Annotated in this window: 20 protein-coding genes and 1 tRNA gene; 16 read left to right on the forward strand and 5 right to left on the reverse strand. The window is 60.6% G+C overall.

Annotation, left to right across the window (positions count from 1 at the left end):
* Positions 1-169 precede the first annotated feature (169 nt).
* Both GZH79_RS05510 and GZH79_RS05515 read right to left on the reverse strand, forming a co-directional pair.
* Positions 170-1,342, reverse strand: a complete 1,173-nt coding sequence (locus tag GZH79_RS05510) for a DUF6538 domain-containing protein (protein ID WP_211642784.1) — start codon at positions 1,340-1,342, stop codon at positions 170-172.
* Positions 1,343-1,404: 62 nt separating this feature from the next.
* A tRNA-Leu gene (locus GZH79_RS05515) sits at positions 1,405-1,490 on the reverse strand.
* Between the two features lie 147 nt (positions 1,491-1,637).
* Here GZH79_RS05515 and GZH79_RS05520 point away from each other — a divergent pair.
* Positions 1,638-2,624, forward strand: a complete 987-nt coding sequence (locus GZH79_RS05520) for a complex I NDUFA9 subunit family protein (protein WP_211642785.1) — start codon at positions 1,638-1,640, stop codon at positions 2,622-2,624.
* Here GZH79_RS05520 and GZH79_RS05525 read toward each other — a convergent pair.
* Positions 2,608-3,420 (reverse strand): undecaprenyl-diphosphate phosphatase, encoded by an 813-nt coding sequence (locus GZH79_RS05525; RefSeq protein WP_211642786.1) that lies wholly within the window; start codon positions 3,418-3,420, stop codon positions 2,608-2,610. The genes GZH79_RS05520 and GZH79_RS05525 overlap by 17 nt on opposite strands.
* 227 nt (positions 3,421-3,647) lie before the next feature.
* On the opposite strand from GZH79_RS05525, the gene GZH79_RS05530 reads away from it, so the two are divergent.
* The 9 genes from GZH79_RS05530 to GZH79_RS05570 all read left to right on the forward strand — a co-directional run bounded on the left by GZH79_RS05530 (position 3,648) and on the right by GZH79_RS05570 (position 16,165).
* Entirely contained in the window at positions 3,648-5,123 is a 1,476-nt protein-coding gene (locus GZH79_RS05530; protein WP_211642787.1) for an NAD(P)-dependent oxidoreductase, read from the forward strand.
* Positions 5,120-5,824: a hypothetical protein gene (locus GZH79_RS05535; protein ID WP_211642788.1), complete on the forward strand. Its 705-nt coding sequence runs from the start codon at positions 5,120-5,122 to the stop codon at positions 5,822-5,824. Before GZH79_RS05530 ends, GZH79_RS05535 begins: the two co-directional genes overlap by 4 nt.
* Positions 5,821-10,353: a glutamate synthase large subunit gene (gene gltB / locus GZH79_RS05540; protein WP_211642789.1), complete on the forward strand. Its 4,533-nt coding sequence runs from the start codon at positions 5,821-5,823 to the stop codon at positions 10,351-10,353. The genes GZH79_RS05535 and gltB overlap by 4 nt, the downstream gene beginning before the upstream one ends.
* A 106-nt stretch (positions 10,354-10,459) precedes the next feature.
* The gene (gene mtgA, locus GZH79_RS05545) at positions 10,460-11,176 is read left to right on the forward strand and encodes a monofunctional biosynthetic peptidoglycan transglycosylase (RefSeq protein WP_211642943.1); all 717 of its coding nucleotides are present in this window, start codon (positions 10,460-10,462) and stop codon (positions 11,174-11,176) included.
* A gap of 55 nt (positions 11,177-11,231) precedes the next feature.
* Complete coding sequence (locus GZH79_RS05550; RefSeq protein WP_211642790.1) at positions 11,232-11,897, forward strand: glutathione S-transferase family protein; 666 nt, start codon at positions 11,232-11,234, stop codon at positions 11,895-11,897.
* A gap of 78 nt (positions 11,898-11,975) precedes the next feature.
* The gene (gene queG / locus GZH79_RS05555; protein WP_211642791.1) at positions 11,976-13,031 is read left to right on the forward strand and encodes a tRNA epoxyqueuosine(34) reductase QueG; all 1,056 of its coding nucleotides are present in this window, start codon (positions 11,976-11,978) and stop codon (positions 13,029-13,031) included.
* Positions 13,028-14,185: a PQQ-dependent sugar dehydrogenase gene (locus GZH79_RS05560; RefSeq protein WP_211642792.1), complete on the forward strand. Its 1,158-nt coding sequence runs from the start codon at positions 13,028-13,030 to the stop codon at positions 14,183-14,185. The genes queG and GZH79_RS05560 overlap by 4 nt, the downstream gene beginning before the upstream one ends.
* On the forward strand, positions 14,182-15,186 hold the full coding sequence (locus tag GZH79_RS19305) for a phosphatase domain-containing protein (protein ID WP_211642793.1): 1,005 nt from the start codon (positions 14,182-14,184) through the stop codon (positions 15,184-15,186). Before GZH79_RS05560 ends, GZH79_RS19305 begins: the two co-directional genes overlap by 4 nt.
* A gap of 55 nt (positions 15,187-15,241) precedes the next feature.
* Positions 15,242-16,165, forward strand: coding sequence for a DMT family transporter (locus GZH79_RS05570; protein WP_211642794.1), 924 nt, complete (start codon positions 15,242-15,244; stop codon positions 16,163-16,165).
* Here GZH79_RS05570 and GZH79_RS05575 read toward each other — a convergent pair.
* A complete protein-coding gene (locus tag GZH79_RS05575) occupies positions 16,162-17,070 on the reverse strand; it encodes a formate/nitrite transporter family protein (RefSeq protein ID WP_211642795.1) in 909 nt (302 codons plus the stop codon). The two genes, GZH79_RS05570 and GZH79_RS05575, sit on opposite strands and share 4 nt — an antisense overlap.
* A gap of 121 nt (positions 17,071-17,191) precedes the next feature.
* The gene (locus tag GZH79_RS05580; RefSeq protein ID WP_211642796.1) at positions 17,192-18,061 is read right to left on the reverse strand and encodes a branched-chain amino acid aminotransferase; all 870 of its coding nucleotides are present in this window, start codon (positions 18,059-18,061) and stop codon (positions 17,192-17,194) included.
* Positions 18,062-18,272: 211 nt separating this feature from the next.
* Between GZH79_RS05580 and GZH79_RS05585 the strand changes: the two genes are divergently transcribed.
* From GZH79_RS05585 to dxs, 6 genes are all read left to right on the forward strand, one after another.
* Positions 18,273-18,785 (forward strand): MarR family transcriptional regulator, encoded by a 513-nt coding sequence (locus GZH79_RS05585; protein WP_211642797.1) that lies wholly within the window; start codon positions 18,273-18,275, stop codon positions 18,783-18,785.
* Positions 18,775-19,476: a response regulator gene (locus GZH79_RS05590; protein WP_211642798.1), complete on the forward strand. Its 702-nt coding sequence runs from the start codon at positions 18,775-18,777 to the stop codon at positions 19,474-19,476. The genes GZH79_RS05585 and GZH79_RS05590 overlap by 11 nt, the downstream gene beginning before the upstream one ends.
* Before the next feature lie 129 nt (positions 19,477-19,605).
* Entirely contained in the window at positions 19,606-20,535 is a 930-nt protein-coding gene (locus tag GZH79_RS05595) for a histone deacetylase family protein (protein ID WP_211642799.1), read from the forward strand.
* The gene (locus tag GZH79_RS05600; RefSeq protein ID WP_211642800.1) at positions 20,528-20,767 is read left to right on the forward strand and encodes an exodeoxyribonuclease VII small subunit; all 240 of its coding nucleotides are present in this window, start codon (positions 20,528-20,530) and stop codon (positions 20,765-20,767) included. Before GZH79_RS05595 ends, GZH79_RS05600 begins: the two co-directional genes overlap by 8 nt.
* Entirely contained in the window at positions 20,767-21,630 is an 864-nt protein-coding gene (locus tag GZH79_RS05605; protein ID WP_211642801.1) for a polyprenyl synthetase family protein, read from the forward strand. Before GZH79_RS05600 ends, GZH79_RS05605 begins: the two co-directional genes overlap by 1 nt.
* A 7-nt stretch (positions 21,631-21,637) precedes the next feature.
* The gene (gene dxs, locus GZH79_RS05610) at positions 21,638-23,551 is read left to right on the forward strand and encodes a 1-deoxy-D-xylulose-5-phosphate synthase (protein ID WP_211642802.1); all 1,914 of its coding nucleotides are present in this window, start codon (positions 21,638-21,640) and stop codon (positions 23,549-23,551) included.
* Positions 23,552-23,586 lie beyond the last annotated feature (35 nt).

A 23,586-nucleotide genomic window follows, 5' to 3' on the forward strand; every position in this document is an offset into this window, starting at 1 on the left:
ACGTTTGAAGATCTTGCGGTGCCTGCAACGGGCACAAAACCAAAACATGCCGAGGAAACCAACCTCTCCTGGGCACCACGATTTCCCCGCAAGATATTGAAAACGCTCAGCTAATATTAATTTAGCGAGAGCCGTAGAACATGCCGGATCTTACCTCTGCGCTCTTCACCTAACTAGCTTGCAACCATTTACGCAGGACGCTTTGCGGGTAGCCGCTACCGTATGCTTCCCCGACCCCTCCTGTCTGCCAACCGCCAATCTGGTCTGCTATATCAGATGGGCATTCAATCGCCCTAAGCCGGTCCCTCATTGAATGACGAAAGCTGTGCATCGACACTCCGTCTGGAAGGTAAGCCCGTAACCACTTGTTCGTTGCCGCGCTGGCTGAATTGGCGTTTGAAGTTTTGGTCTTGTTGTATCGTGGAAAGGCAAAGCCTGTGATGCCTTGGGTCTTCAGGATACGTCTTGCGGCCCATGCTGCTGAACCTACAAGCGGGATCGTTCGTTCGCTCTGACTTGTCTTCAACCGTCGCCAAGGATGGGGTTTGATCTGTACGGACAGATTACCCGCTTCATCAGTTTGAAAATCCTCGCATCTCAGGCCAACCGCTTCCGCTAGTCTCATGCCTGTATCGGCGACAAGGGCAATCATCCAACGTAGATCGTCATCAAGCTTTAGGCATTCAGCTTGAACGGTCCTGATATCTGCGATTGGCACAGGACGGCGTATCTGAACGTTTGAAGTTCGGTCGAAGTAGACATTGCCGAAGGGGTTCTTGAAATCAATTCCTTCTTCACTGGCGGCAAAATTCAAGACGGATCTGATCGTTCCCAAGATGCGTGCGATGCTGCTACCTGCCATTCCCTTAGCAATAAGAGCGTCACGCACTTTGTTGGCATCGGCTTTAAGCAACTGATCGATTGGAACGTTCCCGCAGACCTTGACCAAATATCCACAGTTCCGCGTTGCAGCCCGTTTGAAAGTGATGCCTTTGCCCGCCCCCTTCTGTGTGAGGTATATCTCGAGGCAGTCGGACACCTTGAGGGCAGTGGGTTTGACGCCGGAAGGTTCATGTTTCGATGAGGCTGAAGACAAGTTGGACTTCAAGAGGTGCTGACCAGGTGTTCCGATGTCCTGGCACTTCAGGTGATACCAATATTCATCCAACTGATCCGCAACCCGTCTGGCACGTGACGCGGCAACTTGAAGCGATCTCGTCTTCAAGGAGTGTGAAATCTTGGCACTTCGATAGTGACCTTGAACTTCCACTGGGATCCTTCGCGTGAAATAAAAAATCCCGTCCTTGATGAAGGTATGGGGGGCAGAAATGTTCTCCGGCATGTTCTACGGCTCTCGCTAAATTAATATTAGCTGAGCGTTTTCAATATCTTGCGGGGAAATCGTGGTGCCCAGGAGAGGACTCGAACCTCCACACCGTTGCCAGTACTAGCACCTGAAGCTAGCGCGTCTACCATTCCGCCACCTGGGCAGGTCACGTGAGGGGCGATTTAGAAGGACTGACCGGAACTGTAAAGGCCATTCTGCACGCAATCCAACATTTTGCCGCAGTGCCTTTCGTCTTGCCCGTCAGGGGGGCGCGGTTTACATCAATGCAACACAGCGAAAGAGGTGTCCCATGTCCAAGCTTGTAACGATTTTCGGCGGTTCCGGCTTTCTCGGCCGTTATGTCGCGCGCCGTTTGGCGCAGGACGGCTGGCGCATCCGCGTGGCCTGCCGCACCCCGAACGAAGCGATGTTCGTGCGTACCTATGGTAATGTAGGGCAGGTCGAACCCGTCTTTTGCAACGTGCGCGACGACGACTCTGTGCGCAGTGTGACGCGCGGTGCCGACGCCGTGGTGAACTGTGTCGGTGTGCTGGCCGAGAAGGGCAAGAATACATTCAAGGCGTTGCAGGCCGAAGCGCCCGCGCGCATCGCGCGGATCGCGCGTGAAGAAGGCATCGACCGCATGGTGCAGATTTCCGCCATCGGTGCATCGCAAGACGCCGACAGCGACTATGCCAAGACAAAGGCGCAGGGCGAGGCGGCATTGCGCGAACACCAGCCCGACGCCGTCATTCTGCGACCGTCCATCGTGTTCGGATCAGAGGATGAGTTTTTCAACCGCTTTGCAGGTATGTCCCGGATGGGCCCGGTGCTGCCCGTGGTAGGTGCCGATACGCTGTTCCAGCCTGTCTATGTCGACGATGTCGCCAAGGCGGTGCATGTCGCGCTGACTGATCGGACTGTCAGCGGCGTGTATGAATTGGGCGGACCCGATGTCGCCACATTCCGCGACCTGATGCATCTGATGTTGAAAACCATCAATCGTAACAACATGGTCGTGAATATCCCGTTCTTTGTCGCCCGTGTCATGGCGGCGGTGTTTGGCGCGCTGAACAAGATTACATTTGGCTTGGCCCCCGCGCCGCTGACGACGGATCAGGTCAAAAACCTGGCCGTGGACAACGTGGTGTCCGACGATGCGCGCGGTTTCGCGGCGCTGGGCCTGACGCCCACGTCGATGGAAGCGGTGTTGCCCGATTACCTGTGGCGGTTCCGCCCGTCGGGGCAATATGCGGCGATCAAGAATTCGGCCCGTAACCTTAAGCTGCGGTCATAGCGACGATCAGCAGGATCACGCCCAGCACAATGCGGTAGATGACATATGGTGTATAGCTGACCGATTTCAGCAGACGCATCATCAATGACAGGGCTGCCAGTGCCGCAAGGCAGGACAACCCTGCCACAATGGCGATCTGGGTCCAGATCTGGGGTGTGGTGGTGCCGATCACATCCAGCGCCAGCAACGATCCCGACGCCAGAATCGTCGGGATCGACATCAGCATCGACAGCCGCGCGGCGTCGGAACGGTTGTAGCCCAAGGTGCGCGCGCCGGTGATTGTCACGCCAGACCGCGATGCGCCGGGAATCAGCGCGACCACCTGCCATAGACCCATGATCACCGCATGTTTCAGCGTCCATTGGGTGGCGGTGCGATCTTCCGGGTTGGTCTGGTCGGCGCGGTAAAGCACGATCCCGAAAATGATAAAGGCCAGCGCGATCACCGTCATACTGTCGCGGATCACGTCCGCCAGTCCGGTGATCTTCAGGATCAGGCCGGCCACGATGACAGGTATTGTTGCGATGATCAGGCACAGCGCCAGCCACGCGCCCTGCGTGTCGACCTTGCCCCGGATCAGGCGCGGCAACCCTGCCAGCGCCATGCGGACATCGGCCCAGAAAAACAGGATCACGGCGACCAGTGTGCCCAGATGCGCCGCCACGTCGATCACCAATCCCTGCGCGGGTTCGCCAGTAATATAGGGGATCAGGATCAGATGCCCGGATGACGAAACCGGCAGGAATTCCGTGATGCCCTGCACGAGGGCCACCAGAACCAAAGTAAAAAGTGTCATGACGTTGCAACCTGTTCCGGCCATTCTTGATTCGTCGTCACATTAGCCATGGAACGTGATACCGCCAGATCGAAAATAGGTATCGTTCGGACCTAAAATCGCGCAAATTCTGCCCGGCCGCAAATATGTCGCGCAAAATATGTGATAATAGGACAGTACTGCTGACTTTTCATTTGTTCGGAACTGCCGTAACACGCGTCAAAGTCCCCAAACCTCGGAGCGTACCCATGGCCGGCGAAAAGATGCTGAAGTTCACCACCGTCAGCCGCGACATGCCGGAAAAGCGTCCGCCTGACCTGCGCAATCAGGATTTTGGCGAAATCTACGCCGAATTCGCGCGCGACAAAGCGGCGGAACAATCCAGCCGGTGCAGCCAGTGTGGCGTGCCGTATTGCCAGTCGCATTGCCCGTTGCACAACAACATCCCCGACTGGCTGCGCCTGACCGCCGAAGGCCGGCTGCAGGAAGCCTATGAGGTATCGCAGGCCACGAACACATTTCCTGAAATCTGCGGTCGTATCTGCCCGCAGGACCGTCTGTGCGAAGGCAACTGCGTCATCGAACAATCCGGTCACGGCACCGTCACCATCGGGTCCGTGGAAAAATATATCACAGACACCGCATTTGCCGAAGGCTGGGTCAAACCGATCCGTCCATATGCGGAACGCACGGAATCTGTCGGCATCATCGGTGCGGGGCCAGGCGGTCTGGCGGCGGCTGACGCGCTGCGCCGTCAAGGTGTGCAGGTCACGGTTTATGACCGTTATGACCGTGGCGGCGGTCTGATGACTTACGGCATCCCCGGCTTCAAGCTGGAAAAGGATGTCGTGATGAAACGCATGGCGCAGCTTGAAGACGGCGGTGTCGCATTCCGTCTGAACTGCACCGTGGGCGAAGACATCTCTTTTGACGCGATCCGGGGCACCCATGACGCGGTGATCATTGCCACCGGGGTCTATAAAACACGAGAGCTGGACAATCATGGGTCCGATGCCGATGGCATCGTGCGCGCCATCGACTATCTGACTGCGTCCAACAAGGTCAGCTTTGGCGATACGGTCGAAGAATTCGACAGCGGAGAGTTGAACGCCGCTGGCAAAAAGGTCGTGGTCGTCGGCGGTGGCGACACTGCGATGGACTGCGTGCGGACCGCGATCCGTCAGGGTGCGACATCTGTCAAATGCCTGTATCGCCGCGACCGTATGAACATGCCCGGATCACAGCGTGAAGTTGCCAACGCCGAAGAAGAAGGCGTCGAATTCGTCTGGCTGTCCGCGCCGAAAATGTTCGTCGATAACGCAGCTGAAATGAACATCGAAACGCCTGCGCCGATCTCTGGTCCGCTGCGTGGCGTGGTGGTCGACAAGATGCGTCTGGGCCAGCCCGACGCGACAGGCCGTCAAAGCCCCGAATTGATCGCGGGCGCGCATTACGTCGAAGAGGCCGATCTGGTCATCAAGGCGCTGGGCTTCGAGCCCGAAGACCTGCCCGCCTTGTGGGGTGTCGACGGTCTGGAAGTCACGCGCTGGGGCACGGTAAAGGCCGATTTCACAACCGGAAAAACATCGCTGGATGGCGTATTTGCGGTGGGGGATATCGTGCGCGGTGCCAGCCTTGTGGTCTGGGCGATCCGTGACGGGCGCGACTGCGCGGCAGCGATCCTTGACTACCTGAACCAGTCGGACGCGGTGGCGGCTGAATGATCCGGGCAACCGCGTTTCTGTGTGTTCTGGCCGGGCCTGCCATCGCGCAGACGCCCGATACCTTTAGCCTGCCTGCGGGGTGTTCGGCCTTTGTGACGATCCAGTCGCGTAGCTGCGCCGTGGAACATCATTTCACCTGCGACGCCGACGGCGCCGGTGTCAAACGGCGCGCCAGCCTGAACGAAGACGGGCTTGTGTATCTGGGCAGCACCGATTCCGAATCGCAGTGGCTCAACAGCTTTCATCCGGTCACCGGGCATGCCGAACGTCTGGAATCCGACCCCGCCGATCCTGCATCGCTGACGGAACTGCTGCGGACGGGGCGCGACAGCTATGATTTCGTGACCCTGTCCGATGAAATCGGCCCGACGCGCTATGTCGGCGAAGACCGGCTGACCGGCGAAGTCGTCACAATCGACGATGTGACGCTGCAACGCACCGAATATCAGATCACTGCTTTTGCCCCCGATGGCCGCGAAATGTGGTCCTCTGCCGGCAACGAATTCGTGTCGGACGACTGGCGCATGTTCATCGGTGGGACAGGCCGGATCACCGTGCCCGGTGACAGCTTTGAAAAGAACGACAGCCCGGTCGAATTCATCTTTCCCGGTGAACCCGGTTTTCTGTCTGCCAATCCCAAACATGACTGCGGCGTGATGATGTCGCAATTGATTGCCCCCAGCATAGGAGAAACACGATGACGACGTATGATGACGCTTGGGTGGCCGCCGAAGAAGCAAAACGCGCTTGGATGGCCGAAAACGGTCTTTATCGTGACGAGGATGAACATTCATCCTGCGGCGTCGGTCTGGTCGTATCGATCAAGGGCGAACGCAGCCGCGATGTCGTCGATAAGGGCATCAACGCGCTGAAAGCGATCTGGCACCGTGGTGCCGTGGATGCCGACGGTATGACCGGTGACGGTGCAGGTATTCACATCCAGATTCCCGTCGCCTTCTTCGAAGATCAGATACGGCGCACGGGCCATGAACCTGAACCGGGTGAACGTATTGCCGTCGGTCAGATCTTTTTGCCGCGCACCGATTTCGCCGGTCAGGAACGCTGCCGCACCATCGTCGAAACCGAAGTGCTGCGGATGGGTCATTATATCTATGGCTGGCGGCACGTCCCGGTAAACACATCTGTTCTGGGTGAAAAGGCGAACGCGACGCGCCCGGAAATCGAACAGATCCTGATCCGTAGCCGCCCCGGCATCGACGAAGAAGCGTTCGAACGTGAATTGTATATCGTGCGCCGCCGCATCGAAAAGGCCGTGACCGCGTCCGGCGTGTCCGGTTTCTATGTCTGTTCGCTGTCGACCCGTTCGATCATCTACAAGGGTATGATGCTGGCCGAACAGGTGGCGACATTCTACCCCGACCTGATGGACGAACGGTTCGAATCCGCCTTTGCCATCTATCACCAGCGCTATTCCACCAACACGTTCCCGCAATGGTCGCTGGCTCAGCCATTCCGCATGCTGGCGCACAACGGCGAAATCAACACGCTGAAGGGCAACGTCAACTGGATGCGCAGCCACGAAATCCGCATGGCGTCCAGTGCGTTCGGGGAAGCGGCCGAAGACATCAAGCCGATCATCCCGTCGGGATCGTCGGATTCCGCCGCACTCGATTCCGTGTTCGAGGTGCTGGTCCGCGCCGGGCGCAATGCGCCGATGGCCAAGACGATGCTGGTCCCCGAAGCGTGGTCAAAGCAGCAAGCCGAAATGCCGCAGACGTGGCAGGATATGTATTCCTATTGCAACGCCGTGATGGAACCCTGGGACGGTCCGGCAGCGCTTGCCATGACCGATGGCCGCTGGGTTTGCGGCGGGCTTGACCGGAACGGCCTGCGCCCGCTGCGCTATGTCGTAACCGGTGACGGCCTGCTGATTGCCGGATCAGAGGTCGGCATGGTGCCGATTGACGAATCCACCGTTGTCGAAAAGGGCGCGCTTGGCCCCGGCCAGATGATCGCCGTCGACATGCAGGAACAGCGCCTGTTCCACGACGAAGAACTCAAAGGCAAACTTGCCGCCGCCCAGCCCTTTGGCGACTGGGTCGAAAAGGTCACCGAACTGTCCGATCTTTTGCAGAACACGCCCGAAAAGGCGCTGTACGAAGGCGAAGACCTGCGCCGCCGCCAGCGTGCCGCGGGCTATACCATCGAAGAGTTGGAACAGGTTCTTGCCCCGATGGCCGAAGACGGCAAGGAAATGATCGCCTCTATGGGCGACGACACGCCGTCGGCGGTGCTGTCCACGACGTTCCGCCCGCTGTCGCATTTCTTCCGCCAGAACTTTAGCCAGGTGACGAACCCGCCGATCGACAGCCTGCGCGAAAACCGCGTGATGTCGCTGAAAACGCGGTTCGGGAACCTGAAAAACGTTCTGGATCAGGACAGCAGCCAGACCGAAATCATCGTGCTGGAAAGCCCGTTCATCGCCAACGCCGAATTCGACAAGATGCTGGAACAGTTCGGTGGCAACACCGCCCTGATCGACTGCACGTTCGAATCCGGCGCTCATGCGTTGAACGACGCGCTGGCCCGCATCCGGTCCGAAGCCGAAGACGCGGTGCGGTCCGGTGCCGGCCATCTGATCCTGACCGACGAACACCAGTCCGCCGACAAGGTCGCGATGCCGATGATCCTTGCTACCAGTGCCGTGCATTCGCACCTGACGCGCAAGGGGCTGCGGACATTCTGTTCGGTCAACGTCCGGTCCGCCGAATGCGTCGATCCGCATTATTTCGCGGTGCTGATCGGCTGCGGTGCGACAACCGTGAACGCCTATCTGGCACAGGATTCCATCGCGGACCGCGTGAACCGGGGTCTGATCGACGGCAGCCTGACCGATGCGGTTGGCCGTTACCGCAAGGCCATCGACGCGGGCCTGCTCAAGATCATGTCAAAGATGGGGATTTCGGTCCTGTCGTCCTATCGCGGTGGTCTGAACTTCGAAGCGGTGGGCCTGTCGCGCGCCATGTGTGCCGAATATTTCCCTGGCATGCAGTCGCGGATTTCCGGCATTGGCATCAACGGCATTCAGGCCAAGCTGGAAGAGGTGCACGCCCACGGCTGGAAGAAATCGACCGACATCCTGCCCATCGGCGGGTTCTACAAGGCGCGCCGGTCCGGGGAAAAGCACGCATGGGAAGCGCAGACGATGCACATGCTGCAAGCGGCCTGTGCGAAATCGTCCTATGCGCTGTGGCAACAGTATTCCAAGGCGCTGCAAGCCAACCCGCCGATCCATCTGCGCGATCTGTTGGCAATCAAGCCACTGGGCAAAGCGATCCCCATCGAAGAGGTGGAATCGATCACCTCGATCCGCAAACGGTTCGTGACCCCCGGCATGTCGCTGGGTGCCCTGTCGCCAGAAGCGCACCGCACCCTGTCCATTGCCATGAACCGGATCGGTGCGAAATCCGACAGCGGCGAAGGCGGTGAAAGCCCCGATGATTTCACGCCCGAACCCAACGGCGACAACGCATCGGCCAAGATCAAACAGGTCGCATCCGGGCGCTTTGGCGTGACGGCGGAATACCTGCTGGCCTGCGAAGAACTGGAAATCAAGGTCGCGCAGGGTGCAAAGCCCGGCGAAGGCGGGCAATTGCCGGGGATGAAGGTCACCGACCTGATCGCCAAGCTGCGCCATTCGACCAAAGGTGTGACGCTGATCTCGCCGCCGCCGCACCACGATATCTACTCGATCGAGGATCTGGCCCAGCTCATCTACGATCTCAAGCAGATCAACCCGCGCTGCAAGGTGACGGTGAAACTGGTGGCATCGTCCGGTGTCGGCACCATCGCCGCAGGCGTGGCCAAGGCCAAGGCCGACATCATCCTGATTTCCGGCCACAACGGCGGCACGGGTGCGTCGCCCGGCACGTCGATCAAATACGCGGGTCTGCCGTGGGAAATGGGCCTGACAGAAGCGCATCAGGTGCTGGCGATGAACAACCTGCGCGAACGCATCACGCTGCGGACCGATGGCGGTCTGCGGACAGGGCGCGATATCGTCATGGCCGCGATGCTGGGGGCCGAAGAATACGGCATCGGCACCGCCGCCCTGATCGCGATGGGCTGCATCATGGTCCGCCAGTGCCAGTCCAACACCTGCCCCGTCGGTGTCTGTACGCAGGATCCTGCGCTGCGCGAAAAGTTCACGGGCAATGCGGAAAAGGTGGTCAACCTGATCACCTTCTACGCGACCGAAGTGCGTGAAATCCTTGCATCCATCGGGGCGCGGTCCATTCAGGATGTGATCGGCCGTGCCGATCTGCTGACGCAGGTCAGCCGTGGTTCGGCGCATCTGGACGATCTGGACCTGAACCCGCTGCTGATCACGGTGGATGGGGCCAGCCAGATCAAATACGACCGCCACCAGCCCCGCAACGCGGTGCTGGACACGCTGGACGTCGAAATCGTCAAGGACGCGGAACGCTTCCTGAAGGACGGCGAAAAAATGCAGCTGGAATATGCGGTGCAGAACACGCTGCGCACCGTCGGCACGCGCACATCCAGCCACATCGTGCAGCGGTTCGGGATGCGCAACCAGTTGCAGGACGACCATCTGACGGTAAAGCTGAAGGGCAGCGCCGGGCAATCGCTGGGTGCCTTTGCCGTGCACGGGCTAAAGCTGGAAGTGTCGGGCGATGCCAACGATTATGTCGGCAAGGGTCTGTCGGGCGGCACCATTGTGGTGCGGCCACAGATGCAGTCGCCGCTGGTGGCCGCCGATAACACCATCATCGGCAACACCGTGCTGTATGGTGCGACAGAAGGCTATCTGTTCGCGGCAGGCCGCGCTGGTGAGCGTTTCGCGGTCCGCAATTCCGGCGCGCATGTCGTGATCGAAGGCTGCGGCACCAACGGTTGCGAATACATGACCGGCGGTGTGGCGGTGATCCTGGGGTCCATTGGCGCGAACTTTGGCGCAGGCATGACCGGTGGCATGGCGTATCTGTATGACCCGGACGGTCAGGCGCAGGCGCTGATGAACATGGAAACGCTGGTGACCTGTCCGGTCACGGTCGATCATTGGCACGACCAGTTGCACGGCTTGGTCAAACGCCATGCCGCCGAAACCGGCAGCCGTCGGGCCAATGATATCTTGCAGCACTGGGACGAAGAGTTGCGCCATTTCATTCAGGTCTGCCCAAAGGAAATGCTGGCCAACTTGCCCGCACCCCTGACGTATGAGGCAGAGGCGATCCCGGCGGAATAACCTGCCCCGATCCCAAAGCTTTTACGCGCCCCGCAGGTTTCGCTTGTGGGGCGCTTTGCTGTGCGGTCGGCTTGACCCCACCGCAAGCGACGTGGCTTATGCAGGCATGGCGAAAAAGAGCACCAAAAACGCAACACCCCGAACCGCGCGCCCGCTGCGCCAGCGCATCAGGCGCGGCGTTTTGCTCTGCGTTGCGGCCTTGTTTGGGGCGGTGCTGCTATCCACCTTTGCCTATCGTTTTATCGGTCCACCGACGACGCCCTATCAAATCGCTGAAAGCTGGCGGCTGAACGGGCTGGATCGCAACTGGGTCCCGATGGACCGCATCGCGCCCGTGATGGCGCGGTCCGTGGTCGCGGCCGAAGACGCGAATTTCTGTCTGCACTGGGGGCTTGACGTGACCGCGATCCGTGCGGCAATGGAATCCGGCGCAAACCGGGGTGGGTCCACCATCAGCCAACAAGTGGTGAAAAATGTCTATTTGTGGCAGGGTCGATCATGGGTCCGCAAATCCATCGAAGCGATCTGGACCCCGCTGTCAGAAGCGATCTGGCCGAAACGCCGCGTTCTTGAATTATATCTGAACGTCGTGGAATTCGACGAGGGCGTGTTTGGCGTCGATGCGGCGGCTGGCCACTACTTTGGTGTCAGCGCGGCGGACCTGACCCCGGTGCAGGCCGCGCGTCTGGCCATGGTACTACCTGACCCCAAAGGACGCGACGCGGCCAATCCCACTGCCGCACAGCGCAACCGCACCGCCGCGATCATGGACGGTGCGGCGACGATCCTTGCCGATGGGCGCGCGTCCTGTTTCGAGGATTGAACCCGGAAGCGCGTTACGGCATTGAAGTGTCACCCCTTGCCCCCATGAGTTGTGCATGAACCGCCTGTATCATTATCCATTGTCACCATTTTCCCGCAAAGTGCGCCTGAGCCTTGCTGAAAAGCGCATCGAGGTCGAGCTGACACAAGAACGTTACTGGGAAAAAGACACGGACTTTCTGCGCCGCAACCCGGCGGGCAAGGTGCCCGTCCTGCGGCTGGGCAACAAGCTGATGTCTGAAAGCACGGCGATCTGCGAATATCTGGAAGAAACCCACCCCAACCCGCCGCTTTTGCCGCGTGATGCGGATGGCGCATACGAAGCGCGGCGTCTGGTTGGCTGGTTCGACGATACGTTCTATCACGAATGCACGGCCAAACTGCTGGGCGAACGTGTGTTCCGCAAGGTGATGAACACGGGCTACCCCGACAGCACCAACGTCAAGGCGGGCAGCCGCGCAGTACGGTTCCATCTTGATTACATGGCCAGCTTGCTGGAAAAACGCCGCTGGCTTGCAGGCAATGAAATGACGCTGGCCGATTTCGCCGCAGCGGCGCAGGTGTCATGCCTTGATTACATTTCCGACATCGACTGGAACAGGTCAGAGGTGGTGAAGGATTGGTATGCCAAGATCAAATCCAGACCCGCGTTCCGCACGCTGCTGGCCGATCAGGTGCCGGGGTTTCTGCCGCCTGCGCATTATGCCGATCTTGATTTTTGATCTCTTGCGTGGGTGGGCCCGCCCACCCACCCCTTTTGGGGGCCTTGCCCCCGTCCTGCGGACTCCCCCAGGATATTTATGACAAGAAGAAATCCGGACCTGACCGCCAGATTGCGGGACTATGCCCTGGATGCGGGCTTTGCAAAGATGGGGGTCTGCAGGCCCGACGCCGTGCCTGACCTGCCCGCGCGGCTGGATGCCTTTGTCGGGCAGGGGCGGCATGGGCAGATGTCATGGATGGCGGACCGCATGGCATGGCGTGGTGATCCATCCGCACTGTGGCCGCAGGCGCGCAGCGTGGTGATGCTGGCCGAAAACTATGCCCCCGACACTGATCCGCTGGCGATTCTGGAACGCCGCGACCGTGCGGCGATTTCCGTTTACGCGCAGGGGCGCGATTACCACGACGTCGTCAAGAAACGTTTGAAACAGGTGGGACGCTGGCTGATCGCACAAGAGCCAGAGGCCGAGATCAAGGTTTTCGTGGACACCGCCCCGGTGATGGAAAAACCGCTGGCACAGGCGGCGGGTTTGGGGTGGCAGGGCAAACATACCAACCTGCTGGCCCGTGATCTGGGGAACTGGGTCTTTTTGGGTGCGATCTTTACCACGCTGGATCTGGACGTGGATGCGCCAGAGCAGGAACATTGCGGATCGTGCCGCAAGTGTCTGGATATCTGCCCGACAGATGCCTTTCCCGCGCCGTTCCAACTGGATGCGCGGCGTTGCATTTCGTATCTGACCATTGAACATCGCGGACCGGTCGATCCGGAGTTGCGGGCGCTGATGGGCAACCGAATCTATGGTTGCGATGATTGCCTCGCGATTTGTCCGTGGAACAAATTCGCCCTAGACGCCCGCGATGCGCGGCTGGCCGCGCGTGACGATTTGCAGGCCCCTGCGCTTGTCGAACTTGCGGCGCTGGACGACGCAGGGTTCCGCGCCCGGTTTTCGGGGTCACCGATCAAGCGTATTGGGCGCGACCGGTTCGTGCGCAATGTGTGCTATGCCATTGGCAATTCCGGGAACCCTGCGCTCGCTGCCGCGTTGAAACCCCTGATGAATGACGCCGACCCTGCCGTGGCCGACGCCGCACGCTGGGGACTGGCCCGATTGGACAGGGAAACCCCATGAGATATGCCGTTCTGCTGACATTGTTCCCGACGCTGGCCTGTGCGCAGGTCGAACAGGGGCCCGCCAACACCGATTTCGAACCTGCATTCGAAAACCAGACCCGTGCGCCCGCGCTGCCCGACACACCTGTGACCACCAGCGTTTTCGCCGAAGGTCTGGAAAACCCGTGGGGGATTGCGGAACTGCCCGATGGCTCGTTTCTGGTGACCGAACGGACCGGCGCGCTGCGGCGTGTCGCGGCGGATGGCACCGTTTCGGCACCTTTGGACGGCGTGCCGGACGTGGACGCACGCGGGCAGGGCGGATTGCTGGACGTGGCGATCGGCACGGATTTCGCCACCAGCGGTACGATTTTTCTGACCTATGCGAAACGCTATGGCGGCGGCACCGGCACGGTGGCCGCACGCGCCACGCTGGACGGCGACAGTCTGACCGACGTGCAGGAAATCTTTGTGCAGGAACCGCCGTCGTCGGTGACAAAGCACTATGGCAGCCGGGTTGTGCCCGTCGTGGACGGCACGGTTTTTATCACCACCGGTGAACACAGCAGTGACGAAACCCGCGTGCTGGCACAGGACAACAGCACCACCTATGGCAAGATCATCCGGGTGAATGCTGACGGATCGGTGCCGCAGGATAACCCCTTTGTCGGGACCGATGGCATCGACACGATCTGGTCCTATGGGCATCGTAACGTGCAGGGTGCCGACATCGGCCCTGACGGGAAAATCTGGACGATGGAACACGGCCCCCGTGGTGGCGACGAATTGAACCAGCCGGAACCGGGCAAGAATTATGGCTGGCCGGTGATTTCCTATGGTGTGCGCTACGGCGGCGGTCCCATCGGATCGGGCGACGCGGTTCAGGACGGGATGGAACAGCCTGTGTATTACTGGGATCCGGTCATCGCGCCCGGTGGTATCGGGTTCTATGACGGCGATTATGCCGATTGGCAGGGCGATCTGTTCGTCGCGGGCCTGAACCCCGGCGCGCTGGTCCGGCTGAAAATGGAAAACGACCGTGTCGTGGGCGAAGAGCGCCTGTTGCGTGACGCGGGCCGCATCCGCGATGTCGAGGTGCTGGACAATGGCGAATTGCTGGTGCTGATCGACGCGAACCCGGGATCGATCCTGCGCGTGGTGCCCGGTCAGTGACCGCCATCCGTACCGCGATCATGCGCGCCGCCGCCATCGCAGAGGTCGCTGTGGAACGTGTCTTTTTTCGCGGTGATACGGCGAAACTGGTGATCGAACCCTACCACGGTTACGCCACGGACGAACACCTGATCGCACGCGGCCGGGTGCTGGCGTTGCGTGACGCTGAACGCGATGTGCGCGGCGGCAGCCGTCTGCAGAACGCGCGGCAGATGTTCCGTCTGTTCGCCACGCACGAAGTTGCGGACGTTGCCGTGTCGTGTGGGGACGTGACAGCCGTGTCCGACGCCGAAGGCTATTTTACGCTGTTCCTGCCACGCGACGTCCGTACCGGCTGGATTGACGTGACAGTCACAGCACAGGGTGCGCATGCGATCTGCCCGGTGTTGGTGCCATCCCCGGACGCGGGGCTGATGGTCCTGTCGGACATCGACGACACGATGATGAAAACCGGTGCCTATTCGACGTTGCGCAATCTTTGGACGTCTTTCACAGGAAGCGTGCAAAGCCGCGAGGTGTTTCCCGGTGCGGTCGAGCTGATGCGGATGCTGCACGATGATGGGCGCAACCCGGTCTATTATGTCAGCTCTTCCCCGTGGAATTTTCATGGCTTTCTGGAAAGCGTCTTTGACCGTGCCAGACTGCCGACGGGGCCGAAATTCCTGAAAGACTATGGGTTTTCAAAGGACCAGTTCATTACGTCCAGTCACGGCGATCACAAGGGCCGCGCGATTGATGTGATGATGGCCGCAAACCCCCGGCTTCCGGTGGTGCTGATCGGCGATACCGGACAGCATGACGCCCGGATCTATGCGGATGTGGCGGTCAGGCATCCGGGCCGCGTCCTGCATGTGGTCTTGCGGGCAACGCCGGACCGGCTTGATGTGCAGGATAAACTGCAGATCGGACGGTTGCGGGCGATGAATGTATCGGTCAGCGTCGCGCCGCAGTATCAGGATGCGCTGGCCCGGCTTGCGCCTGCGGTGCGTCCTGCAGCCTGACCCCCTTTCGGTCGCTGTGCAGTGGGCGTAGGGTCCCGGCGAAAGGACCACGTTCATGCAACCACTGCGCGGCATCGCCCTGAAATTCGTTTCGGTTTGCCTGTTTGTCATCATGTCCGCGCTGATCAAGGCAGCATCCGATCAGGTGCCGCCGGGACAGGCGGTGTTCTTTCGGTCGCTATTCGCCGTGCCGATCATTCTGATCTGGCTGGCCATGCGGCACGAACTGCGCGACGGGTGGAAAACGCGCAACCCTCTGGGGCATGTCTGGCGCGGTCTGGCGGGGACCAGCGCGATGGGGCTTGGATTTGCCGGGCTGGGCCTGCTTCCCCTGCCAGAGGTGACGGCCATCGGCTATGCGGCACCGATTCTCGTGGTGATCTTTGCCGCGATGTTCCTGAACGAACGGGTCGGACGTTTCCGGCTGACGGCTGTGGCGGTTGGCATGGTGGGTGTGGTCATCGTCCTGTCACCCCGCCTCACGGTCGGCGCATCTGCGGGCACGGCGGAAACGCTGGGGGCTGTGCTTGTGCTGATGGGGGCGATATGTGCAGCACTCGCGCAGGTGTTCGTGCGCAAACTGGTGGCCAGCGAAAATACCGCCGCCATCGTGTTCTGGTTTTCTGTCACGGCAACCGTTTTGTCGCTGCTGACGCTGCCGTGGGGCTGGGCCATGCCCACCGTCGACCGGATCGCATTGCTGGTCTGCGCCGGGTTGCTGGGCGGATTGGGCCAGATCTTTCTGACATCTAGCTACCGTTTTGCCGAAGCGTCCTTGGTCGCGCCGTTCGATTATTCGTCGATGTTGCTGGCACTGATCGTGGGCTACGTCTTTTTTGACGAGGTGCCGACCGGCACCATGCTATTGGGTGCGGCTATCGTGATCACAGCAGGCATCGGGATCATTTTACGTGAACGGCATCTGGGCCTGCAACGGGCCCGGCAACGCAAGGTCACCGGGACCGTCGGTCACAATTAAGATTCGCGCCGCGCCAGAACCTCTTCGCGGACCTGACCCCATGTGATCAGGCCGAACACCACCGTCCCGCCAAAAACATTGCCCAGGAACACGGGAATCCAAAAGCCGAATACCGCATGAACGATCCCCATTTCGCCGGTGACCAGCAACAGGGCCATTTCCACCGACCCCGCAATGATATGCGTGAAACCGCCGGCGGCGATCAGCCATGTCATGACGAATATGACGAAAAAATTCATCATCTCGCCTGCCGCCAGCATCCAAACCAGTGCCGCGATCAGCAGACCTGCCGGGATTGCCTTGAAAAACGCTGTCAGCGCGTCGTTTTCCGTCGCATGGCGGGAAATGACCTTCATCGCCTCTACCACTTCTGGTTCAAAGGCGGGGATATAGGCGATAAAGATTGCCGCGATGAAACATCCGATGACGTTGGCCGCGACGACGATCCCCCATAACCGGGCGACGCAGCCCAGCAAATATCGGCTGGGACGGGCCAGAAACGGCAGCACGGTGGTCAGCGTGTTTTCGGTGAACAACTGCATCCGGCCAATGATGACGATCAGGAAACCAAAGGTGTAGCCAAAGCTTTCGATCAGCGGCAACCAATCCGATTCCGGCAACCACGCGTGAAAAATACCTTCGCCGATCACTGAAAAGCTGATGCAGACACCCGCTGCGATGCCGGACCAGAACAACGACCGCGTCGGACGTTTCAGTTCTTCGTCACCTTCGCGGCGGACGACCTGATAGACCAGTTTGGCCGACATATGCGACGCTTCGCGCACCGCGTCTTCTTCGTCGACCTCGTTGGTTTCCTGTTCCGCGCGGTCGGCAACCGCGGCTTCCCGCTTTGCCTCGTTCGCTTCGACGGCGCGCCGGAATTCGTGTTCTTCTTGATCGGACATGATGTGCCTTTTGTTTATCAGGGTAAACTGGACCGGGCAGCATCATAATCAAGCCTGCGCGGATCGTGTGGCAGGTCATGGTCGGTTGCGCCCGCCCCCGGACAGGGGCGGGCGTACAAGATCAGGCGCGGACGCGCTTTTCGTAATCGCTGGCGATATCCAGCGTCAGCGATCCGACTTCAAAGTTGTAATCACCGATCTGGCCGACCGGCGTGACTTCTGCTGCAGTCCCGGTCAGCCAGCACTGCTGAAAGCTTTCCAGTTCTTCGGGCATGATGTGGCGTTCATGCACGGTGATGCCCTTGTCGCGCAGCATCTGGATCACGGTCTGGCGGGTCAGACCGTTCAGGAAACAGTCGGGCAGCGGCGTATGCACTTCACCGTCCTTGACGAAAAACAGGTTCGCCCCGGTGCATTCCGCGACATAGCCGCGATAATCGAACATCAGCGCGTCCGAACAGCCCTTTGCCTCTGCCGCGTGTTTGGACATCGTGCAGATCATGTAAAGCCCGGCAGCCTTTGCCTGATGCGGAATGGTTTCGGGGCTGGGCCGTTTCCATTTCGCGATATCCAGCTTTGCGCCCTTTGTCTTGGCATCGCCATAATAGTTACCCCAATGCCAGGCGGCGATGGCCACGCGGACCGGATTGCGCGCCGAAGCAACGCCCATGTCCGGCCCGGCCCCACGCCACGCAAACGCGCGCACATAGGCGTCGGTCAGGTTGTTGGCTTTCAGTGTTTCCGCCTTTGCCGCCATCAGTTCATCGACAGAATACGGAATCTGGAAATCAAGGCAGTTGGCCGAAAAATGCAGTCGTTCCGCATGTTCGCGGTCCAGAAAAATCTTGCCGTTGTAGCAGCGTTCGCCTTCGAATACGGACGACGCGTAATGCAGCGCGTGGGTCAGCACGTGGACATTAGCCCCGCGCCAGTCGACCAATTGGCCGTCCATCCAGATTTTACCGTCGCGGTCGTCGTATGAGCCTTCCATGTTCCACCCTTTGATTTTGCGTTTATGTCTTAAATGGTTCCGGTTCGGACATAATGTTGCGTGAATTGCAGGTGCTCGGTAGCAAGTGGGTGCTGTCATGTCAACAACACTGACGTATTTCCCATTGAACCGGCGCCGCGGTCGTAAAAATCTTCTAAAACAATACAGGTTTGACGTATAAGGCGCGAAAGATTTTAAAAAGTAGGGATCAATGGCCTCTGACAGTACCGCCCCCGCAGGTCGCAGCCTGCTGTTTTTGACGGACGATCAGCTTCGCAAGGGGATCGAGGCGATGTTCTTTGCTTATCGCGGCTTCACCGCCGATCCCGACCGGATTTTGGCGGAAAAATCATACGGGCGGGCGCACCACCGCGCGATCCACTTTATCCACCGCAGCCCCGGCACGACGGTCAACAACCTGTTGTCCATCCTTGGGGTGACCAAACAATCGCTGAACCGCGTGCTGCGGACCCTGATTGCAGATGGTCTTGTGTCGTCCACCGTGGGCGACCGTGACCGTCGCGAACGTCACCTGCATCTGACAGCCGAAGGGGCGGCGCTGGAACGCAGCCTATCGGATGCACAACGCGAGCGGATGCGCGCGGCCTATCGCGCGGCCGGTCCCGCTGCCGTTGCCGGGTTCCGCGAGGTGCTGGAAGCCATGATGGACGCTGAAATGCGCCGCCAATATCAATCACTGGTGGATCAACCCGATGGACGCTGACTCTCCGCATTTGCTGGTCGTGGACGATGACGAACGCATCCGCGATCTTTTGCGCAAATACCTTGTGCGGTCGGGGTTTCTTGTGACGCTGGCGCGGGATGCGGCGCAGGCCCGCCGTCTGTTGTCAGGACTGGAATTCGATCTGATCGTGCTGGATGTGATGATGCCGGGCGAGGACGGCATCAGTTTCTGCCGCGACCTGCGGTCCCGTCTGGGCACCCCCGTGCTGTTGCTGACAGCGCGCGGCGAAACCGCCGACCGGATCGGGGGACTGGAAGCAGGGGCCGATGACTACCTGGCCAAACCGTTCGAACCCAAGGAACTGCTGCTGCGGATCAACGCGATCCTGCGGCGCGCCCCAAAGGAAGACGCAAAGCCCATCGCCGCGACGGAACTGGTCATCGGGCTGTTCACATACGACATCGGCAAAGGCGAAATCCGCGATGGCACCGGCCCCCTGCGACTGACGGCGACCGAAAGCCAGCTGATGCGCATCTTCGCGACCCGCCCGCATGAACCCGTCACGCGACAGGAATTGGTCGAGGAATTGAGCCGGTCCGGGGGCCAGACGCAAGAACGCGCGGTCGATGTCCAGATCACGCGCCTGCGCCGCAAGATCGAACCGGACCCCAAGCAACCGCGCTATCTGCAGACCGTGCGCGGGGCGGGTTACATGCTGTCCCCCGACTAGATTGAAACACACAGGTCTGCAGGGGACTGCCAGTCAGGCTGACGTCTGACCTGTGGCAAGGTCGCGTTTGAGTATTTCGGGCAAGATGATGCTCTTGTCCTTTTGCGCGGGGCAGGGTTTTCTGGGTGCATGAAAACAGTCCTGATTACACATCCTGATTGTCTGGAACACGTCACGCCGCCCGGCCATCCTGAACAGGTGGCCCGTATGGATGCGGTGGCGCATGCGCTGGACGGAATGGATTTGCACCGCATCCTTGCACCGATGGCGGCCGAAGATGACGTGTTGCGCGTGCATCCCCGGTCGCATCTGGACGCGCTCCGCCGGGCGGCCCCCGCGACAGGTGTGGTTTCGCTGGATGCCGATACGCATATGTCGCCCGGTACATTGGCTGCCGTGTGCCGCGGGGCGGGGGGTGCCGTGCGCGCTGTCGATCTGGTCATGGATGGCACTGCGCGAAATGTATTCGTCGCCATGCGTCCGCCGGGCCACCACGCGGAAAAGACCACCGCGATGGGGTTCTGTTTCTTTGGCAATGTTGCGATTGCCGCAAAACATGCGCTGGACCATCACGGGCTTTCCCGCGTCGCGATCGTTGATTTTGACGTGCATCACGGCAACGGCACGCAGGATCTGGTCGAAGACGATCCGCGCATCCTGTTTTGTTCCACCCATCAGATGCCGCTGTATCCCGGCACCGGCCATGCCGATGAAACTGGCGTTGCGGATAATGTGGTGAACGTCCCGCTGGCCGAAGGCACTGACGGCACCGGGTTTCGCCACGCGATGAACACCCATGTTCTGCCGCGTGTGCGGGCGTTCAAACCCGACATGATCGTGATTTCTGCAGGCTTTGATGCCCATGCCCATGATCCGCTGGCCGGGCTCGCGCTGGTGGCGGACGATTTTGGATGGATCACCGGGGCGCTGTGCGATCTGGCCGACGATCTGTGTGACGGGCGGGTGGTGTCCTGTCTGGAGGGCGGCTATGACCTGACGGCGCTGGGCGCCTGTGTGGCAGCCCATGTCAAGGTTCTGAGGGAGCGATGCGATGGCTGATACGCCTGTCAATGAAATGACCTTTGAGGATGCGATCCGCGAGTTGGAAAGCGTTGTCGGCAAGCTGGAACGCGGCGACGTCGCACTGGACGACAGCATCGCACTGTATGAACGCGGTGCCGCGCTGAAAGCCCGCTGCGAAGCCAAGCTGACAGAGGCCGAGGAAAAGGTCGCAAAAATCACCGTCGGTCCCGATGGGCAGGCTGCTGGCACGGAACCGCTTGACCCGTGATGTTCGCCAACCGCCTGGCGCTTGATGCCTCTGACGCGATCCGGCTGATCGAAACGACGCTGGCCCCCGGCCCCGATGTCCCGTTGCGTGACGCGATGCTGTATGCCGTGCAGGGCGGCAAGGGGTTGCGCGCGTTTCTGGTTCGCGAAGGTGCGCGTCTGCATGGGGTCGGTGACCGCGCCGGACATGCGGCGGCGGCGATCGAGGCGGTCCATGCCTACAGCCTTGTGCATGACGATCTGCCTGCGATGGATAATGACGATCTGCGCCGTGGCCAGCCGACGGTGCACTGCAAATGGGGCGACGCGACGGCGATCCTGACGGGCGATGCGCTGCAATCGCTGGCCTTTGAATTGATTTGCGAACCGGGTTCCGGTGTGGATGCCGCGATCCGCGCGGAACTGGCGCTGACGCTGGCGCGGGCCGCGGGCGCGCGCGGCATGGTGCTGGGTCAGGCGCTGGATATTGCCGCGGAAACCGGGCCAACGCTGGATATCGACGCGATCACCGCGTTGCAGGCAGGCAAGACGGGTGCCCTGATCACATGGTCTGCCTGTGCCGGACCCCGGATCGCGGGCGACGACATAATGGCGTTGCAAGCCTATGGCGATGCGCTGGGGCTGGCGTTTCAGATCGCGGACGACGTGCTGGATGCGACCGGGGACGCTGCAACCGTGGGCAAGGCGGTGGGCAAGGATGCGGGCGCTGGAAAGGCGACGTTCGTATCGCTGCTGGGGCTGGATCGTGCGCAGACGCGCGCGCAGGATATGGTTGATGCGGCCTGTGACGCATTGACCGGTTACGGGTCCAGCGCAGATACCCTGAGGGAGGCCGCGCGATTCGTCATCGCGCGTGACAAGTGAGGACATCATGACCGACAGACCCAATACCCCCCTGCTGGATAACGTCCAGTCGCCAGCCGATCTAAAGGGGCTGTCGAACCGCAAGCTGCGCCAGATCGCGGATGAAGTGCGGTCCGAAACGATCAGCGCCGTGTCCGTGACCGGCGGCCATCTGGGTGCGGGTCTGGGTGTTGTGGAACTGACCGTCGCCCTGCACGCCGTTTTTGAAGCACCGCGTGACAAGATCATCTGGGATGTCAGTCACCAGTGCTACCCGCACAAAATCCTGACTGGCCGTCGTGACCGGATTCGCACGCTGCGGCAAAAGGGCGGTCTGTCAGGTTTTACCAAACGGTCAGAAAGCCCGTATGATCCTTTTGGTGCGGCGCATAGCTCGACCTCTATCAGTGCGGCGCTTGGCTTTGCCGTCGCCCGCGATCTGGGCGGAGAGGTGGGCGATGCCATTGCGATCATCGGTGACGGGTCGCTGTCCGCCGGCATGGCGTACGAGGCGATGAACAATGCCGGTCATCTGGGCAAGCGGCTGATCGTGATCCTGAACGACAACGAAATGTCGATTGCACCGCCGACCGGTGCCATGTCGTCCTATCTGTCGCGGCTTTACGCCGGTGCCCCGTTTCAGGATCTCAAAGCTGTGGCCAAGGGGGCCGTGTCGTTCCTGCCGCCGCCGTTCCGCGAAGGTGCCAAGCGCGCAAAGGATATGCTGAAACACATGACCGTCGGCGGCACCCTGTTCGAAGAGCTGGGCTTTTCCTACGTCGGGCCCATCGACGGGCACGATATGGAACAATTGCTGGCTGTTCTTCGCACGGTCAAGGAACGCGCCGACGGCCCGATCCTGATCCACGCCATCACCACCAAGGGCAAGGGATTCGCCCCGGCAGAGGCCGCCGCCGACAAGGGCCATGCGCGCGGCAAATTCGACGTGCTGACCGGAGAGGTGCAAAAAGCCAAATCCAACGCGCCGTCCTATACGGCCGTCTTTGCCAAGGCGCTGATCGACGCCGCCACCAAGGATGAAAAGGTCTGCGCCGTCACCGCCGCCATGCCGGACGGCACCGGGCTGGATAAATTCATGCAGCGGTTCGCCAGCCGCTGTTTTGATGTGGGCATTGCCGAACAGCACGCCGTCACATTTTGCGCGGGCTTGGCGGCGGGTGGCATGAAACCGTTCTGCGCGCTGTATTCCACGTTTCTGCAACGCGGCTACGATCAGGTCGTGCATGACGTTGCCATCCAGCGCCTGCCGGTCCGGTTTGCCATCGACCGCGCGGGACTTGTCGGCGCGGACGGGGCCACGCATGCGGGCAGTTTTGACGTGGCGTTTCTGGCGAACCTGCCCGGCTTTGTCGTCATGGCCGCCGCGGACGAGGCGGAATTGGTCCGCATGGTCGCCACCGCCGTGGCCCATGACGAAGGCCCCATCGCGTTCCGTTTCCCCCGTGGCGAAGGTGTCGGCGTCGAAATCCCCGTCGATGCGCAACCGCTGGAAATCGGCAAGGGCCGCATGATCCGCGAGGGCAAACAGGTGGCCATCCTGTCCTTTGGCACCCGCCTGTCAGAAGTCGAAGCCGCCTGCGAAGCGTTGGGTGCGCGCGGCATTACGCCGACCATCGCCGATGCCCGGTTCGCCAAACCGCTGGACCGTGACATGATCCTGAAACTGGCGGCTGACCACGACGCGCTGATTACCATCGAAGAAGGCGCCGTTGGCGGTTTCGGGTCGCACGTCGCCCAGCTTTTGTCGGACGAAGGCGTGTTCGATCACGGGCTGAAATTCCGGTCGATGACCTTGCCTGACACTTTCATTGACCACGCATCGCCCGCCGACATGTACGCCACCGCAAGATTGGGCGCCGCCGATATCGAAGCCAAAGTGCTGGACGTGCTGGGTGTGGCCCAGATGGAAAAACGGGCCTGATCCGGGCGGGGCAATGCGTCGCCATTGCCGGGTTT

This window comes from Loktanella sp. SALINAS62 (genome assembly GCF_018263905.1).
Classification (GTDB): Bacteria; Pseudomonadota; Alphaproteobacteria; order Rhodobacterales; family Rhodobacteraceae; genus Loktanella.

Coding starts and splice junctions, on each gene's coding strand:
- GZH79_RS05510 (WP_211642784.1), bottom strand. CDS start 1,342: ATGCCGGAGAACATTTCTGCCCCCCATACCTTCATCAAGGACGGGATT.
- GZH79_RS05520 (WP_211642785.1), top strand. CDS start 1,638: ATGTCCAAGCTTGTAACGATTTTCGGCGGTTCCGGCTTTCTCGGCCGT.
- GZH79_RS05525 (WP_211642786.1), bottom strand. CDS start 3,420: ATGACACTTTTTACTTTGGTTCTGGTGGCCCTCGTGCAGGGCATCACG.
- GZH79_RS05530 (WP_211642787.1), top strand. CDS start 3,648: ATGGCCGGCGAAAAGATGCTGAAGTTCACCACCGTCAGCCGCGACATG.
- GZH79_RS05535 (WP_211642788.1), top strand. CDS start 5,120: ATGATCCGGGCAACCGCGTTTCTGTGTGTTCTGGCCGGGCCTGCCATC.
- gltB (WP_211642789.1), top strand. CDS start 5,821: ATGACGACGTATGATGACGCTTGGGTGGCCGCCGAAGAAGCAAAACGC.
- mtgA (WP_211642943.1), top strand. CDS start 10,460: ATGGCGAAAAAGAGCACCAAAAACGCAACACCCCGAACCGCGCGCCCG.
- GZH79_RS05550 (WP_211642790.1), top strand. CDS start 11,232: ATGAACCGCCTGTATCATTATCCATTGTCACCATTTTCCCGCAAAGTG.
- queG (WP_211642791.1), top strand. CDS start 11,976: ATGACAAGAAGAAATCCGGACCTGACCGCCAGATTGCGGGACTATGCC.
- GZH79_RS05560 (WP_211642792.1), top strand. CDS start 13,028: ATGAGATATGCCGTTCTGCTGACATTGTTCCCGACGCTGGCCTGTGCG.
- GZH79_RS05570 (WP_211642794.1), top strand. CDS start 15,242: ATGCAACCACTGCGCGGCATCGCCCTGAAATTCGTTTCGGTTTGCCTG.
- GZH79_RS05575 (WP_211642795.1), bottom strand. CDS start 17,070: ATGTCCGATCAAGAAGAACACGAATTCCGGCGCGCCGTCGAAGCGAAC.
- GZH79_RS05580 (WP_211642796.1), bottom strand. CDS start 18,061: ATGGAAGGCTCATACGACGACCGCGACGGTAAAATCTGGATGGACGGC.
- GZH79_RS05585 (WP_211642797.1), top strand. CDS start 18,273: ATGGCCTCTGACAGTACCGCCCCCGCAGGTCGCAGCCTGCTGTTTTTG.
- GZH79_RS05590 (WP_211642798.1), top strand. CDS start 18,775: ATGGACGCTGACTCTCCGCATTTGCTGGTCGTGGACGATGACGAACGC.
- GZH79_RS05595 (WP_211642799.1), top strand. CDS start 19,606: ATGAAAACAGTCCTGATTACACATCCTGATTGTCTGGAACACGTCACG.
- GZH79_RS05600 (WP_211642800.1), top strand. CDS start 20,528: ATGGCTGATACGCCTGTCAATGAAATGACCTTTGAGGATGCGATCCGC.
- GZH79_RS05605 (WP_211642801.1), top strand. CDS start 20,767: ATGTTCGCCAACCGCCTGGCGCTTGATGCCTCTGACGCGATCCGGCTG.
- dxs (WP_211642802.1), top strand. CDS start 21,638: ATGACCGACAGACCCAATACCCCCCTGCTGGATAACGTCCAGTCGCCA.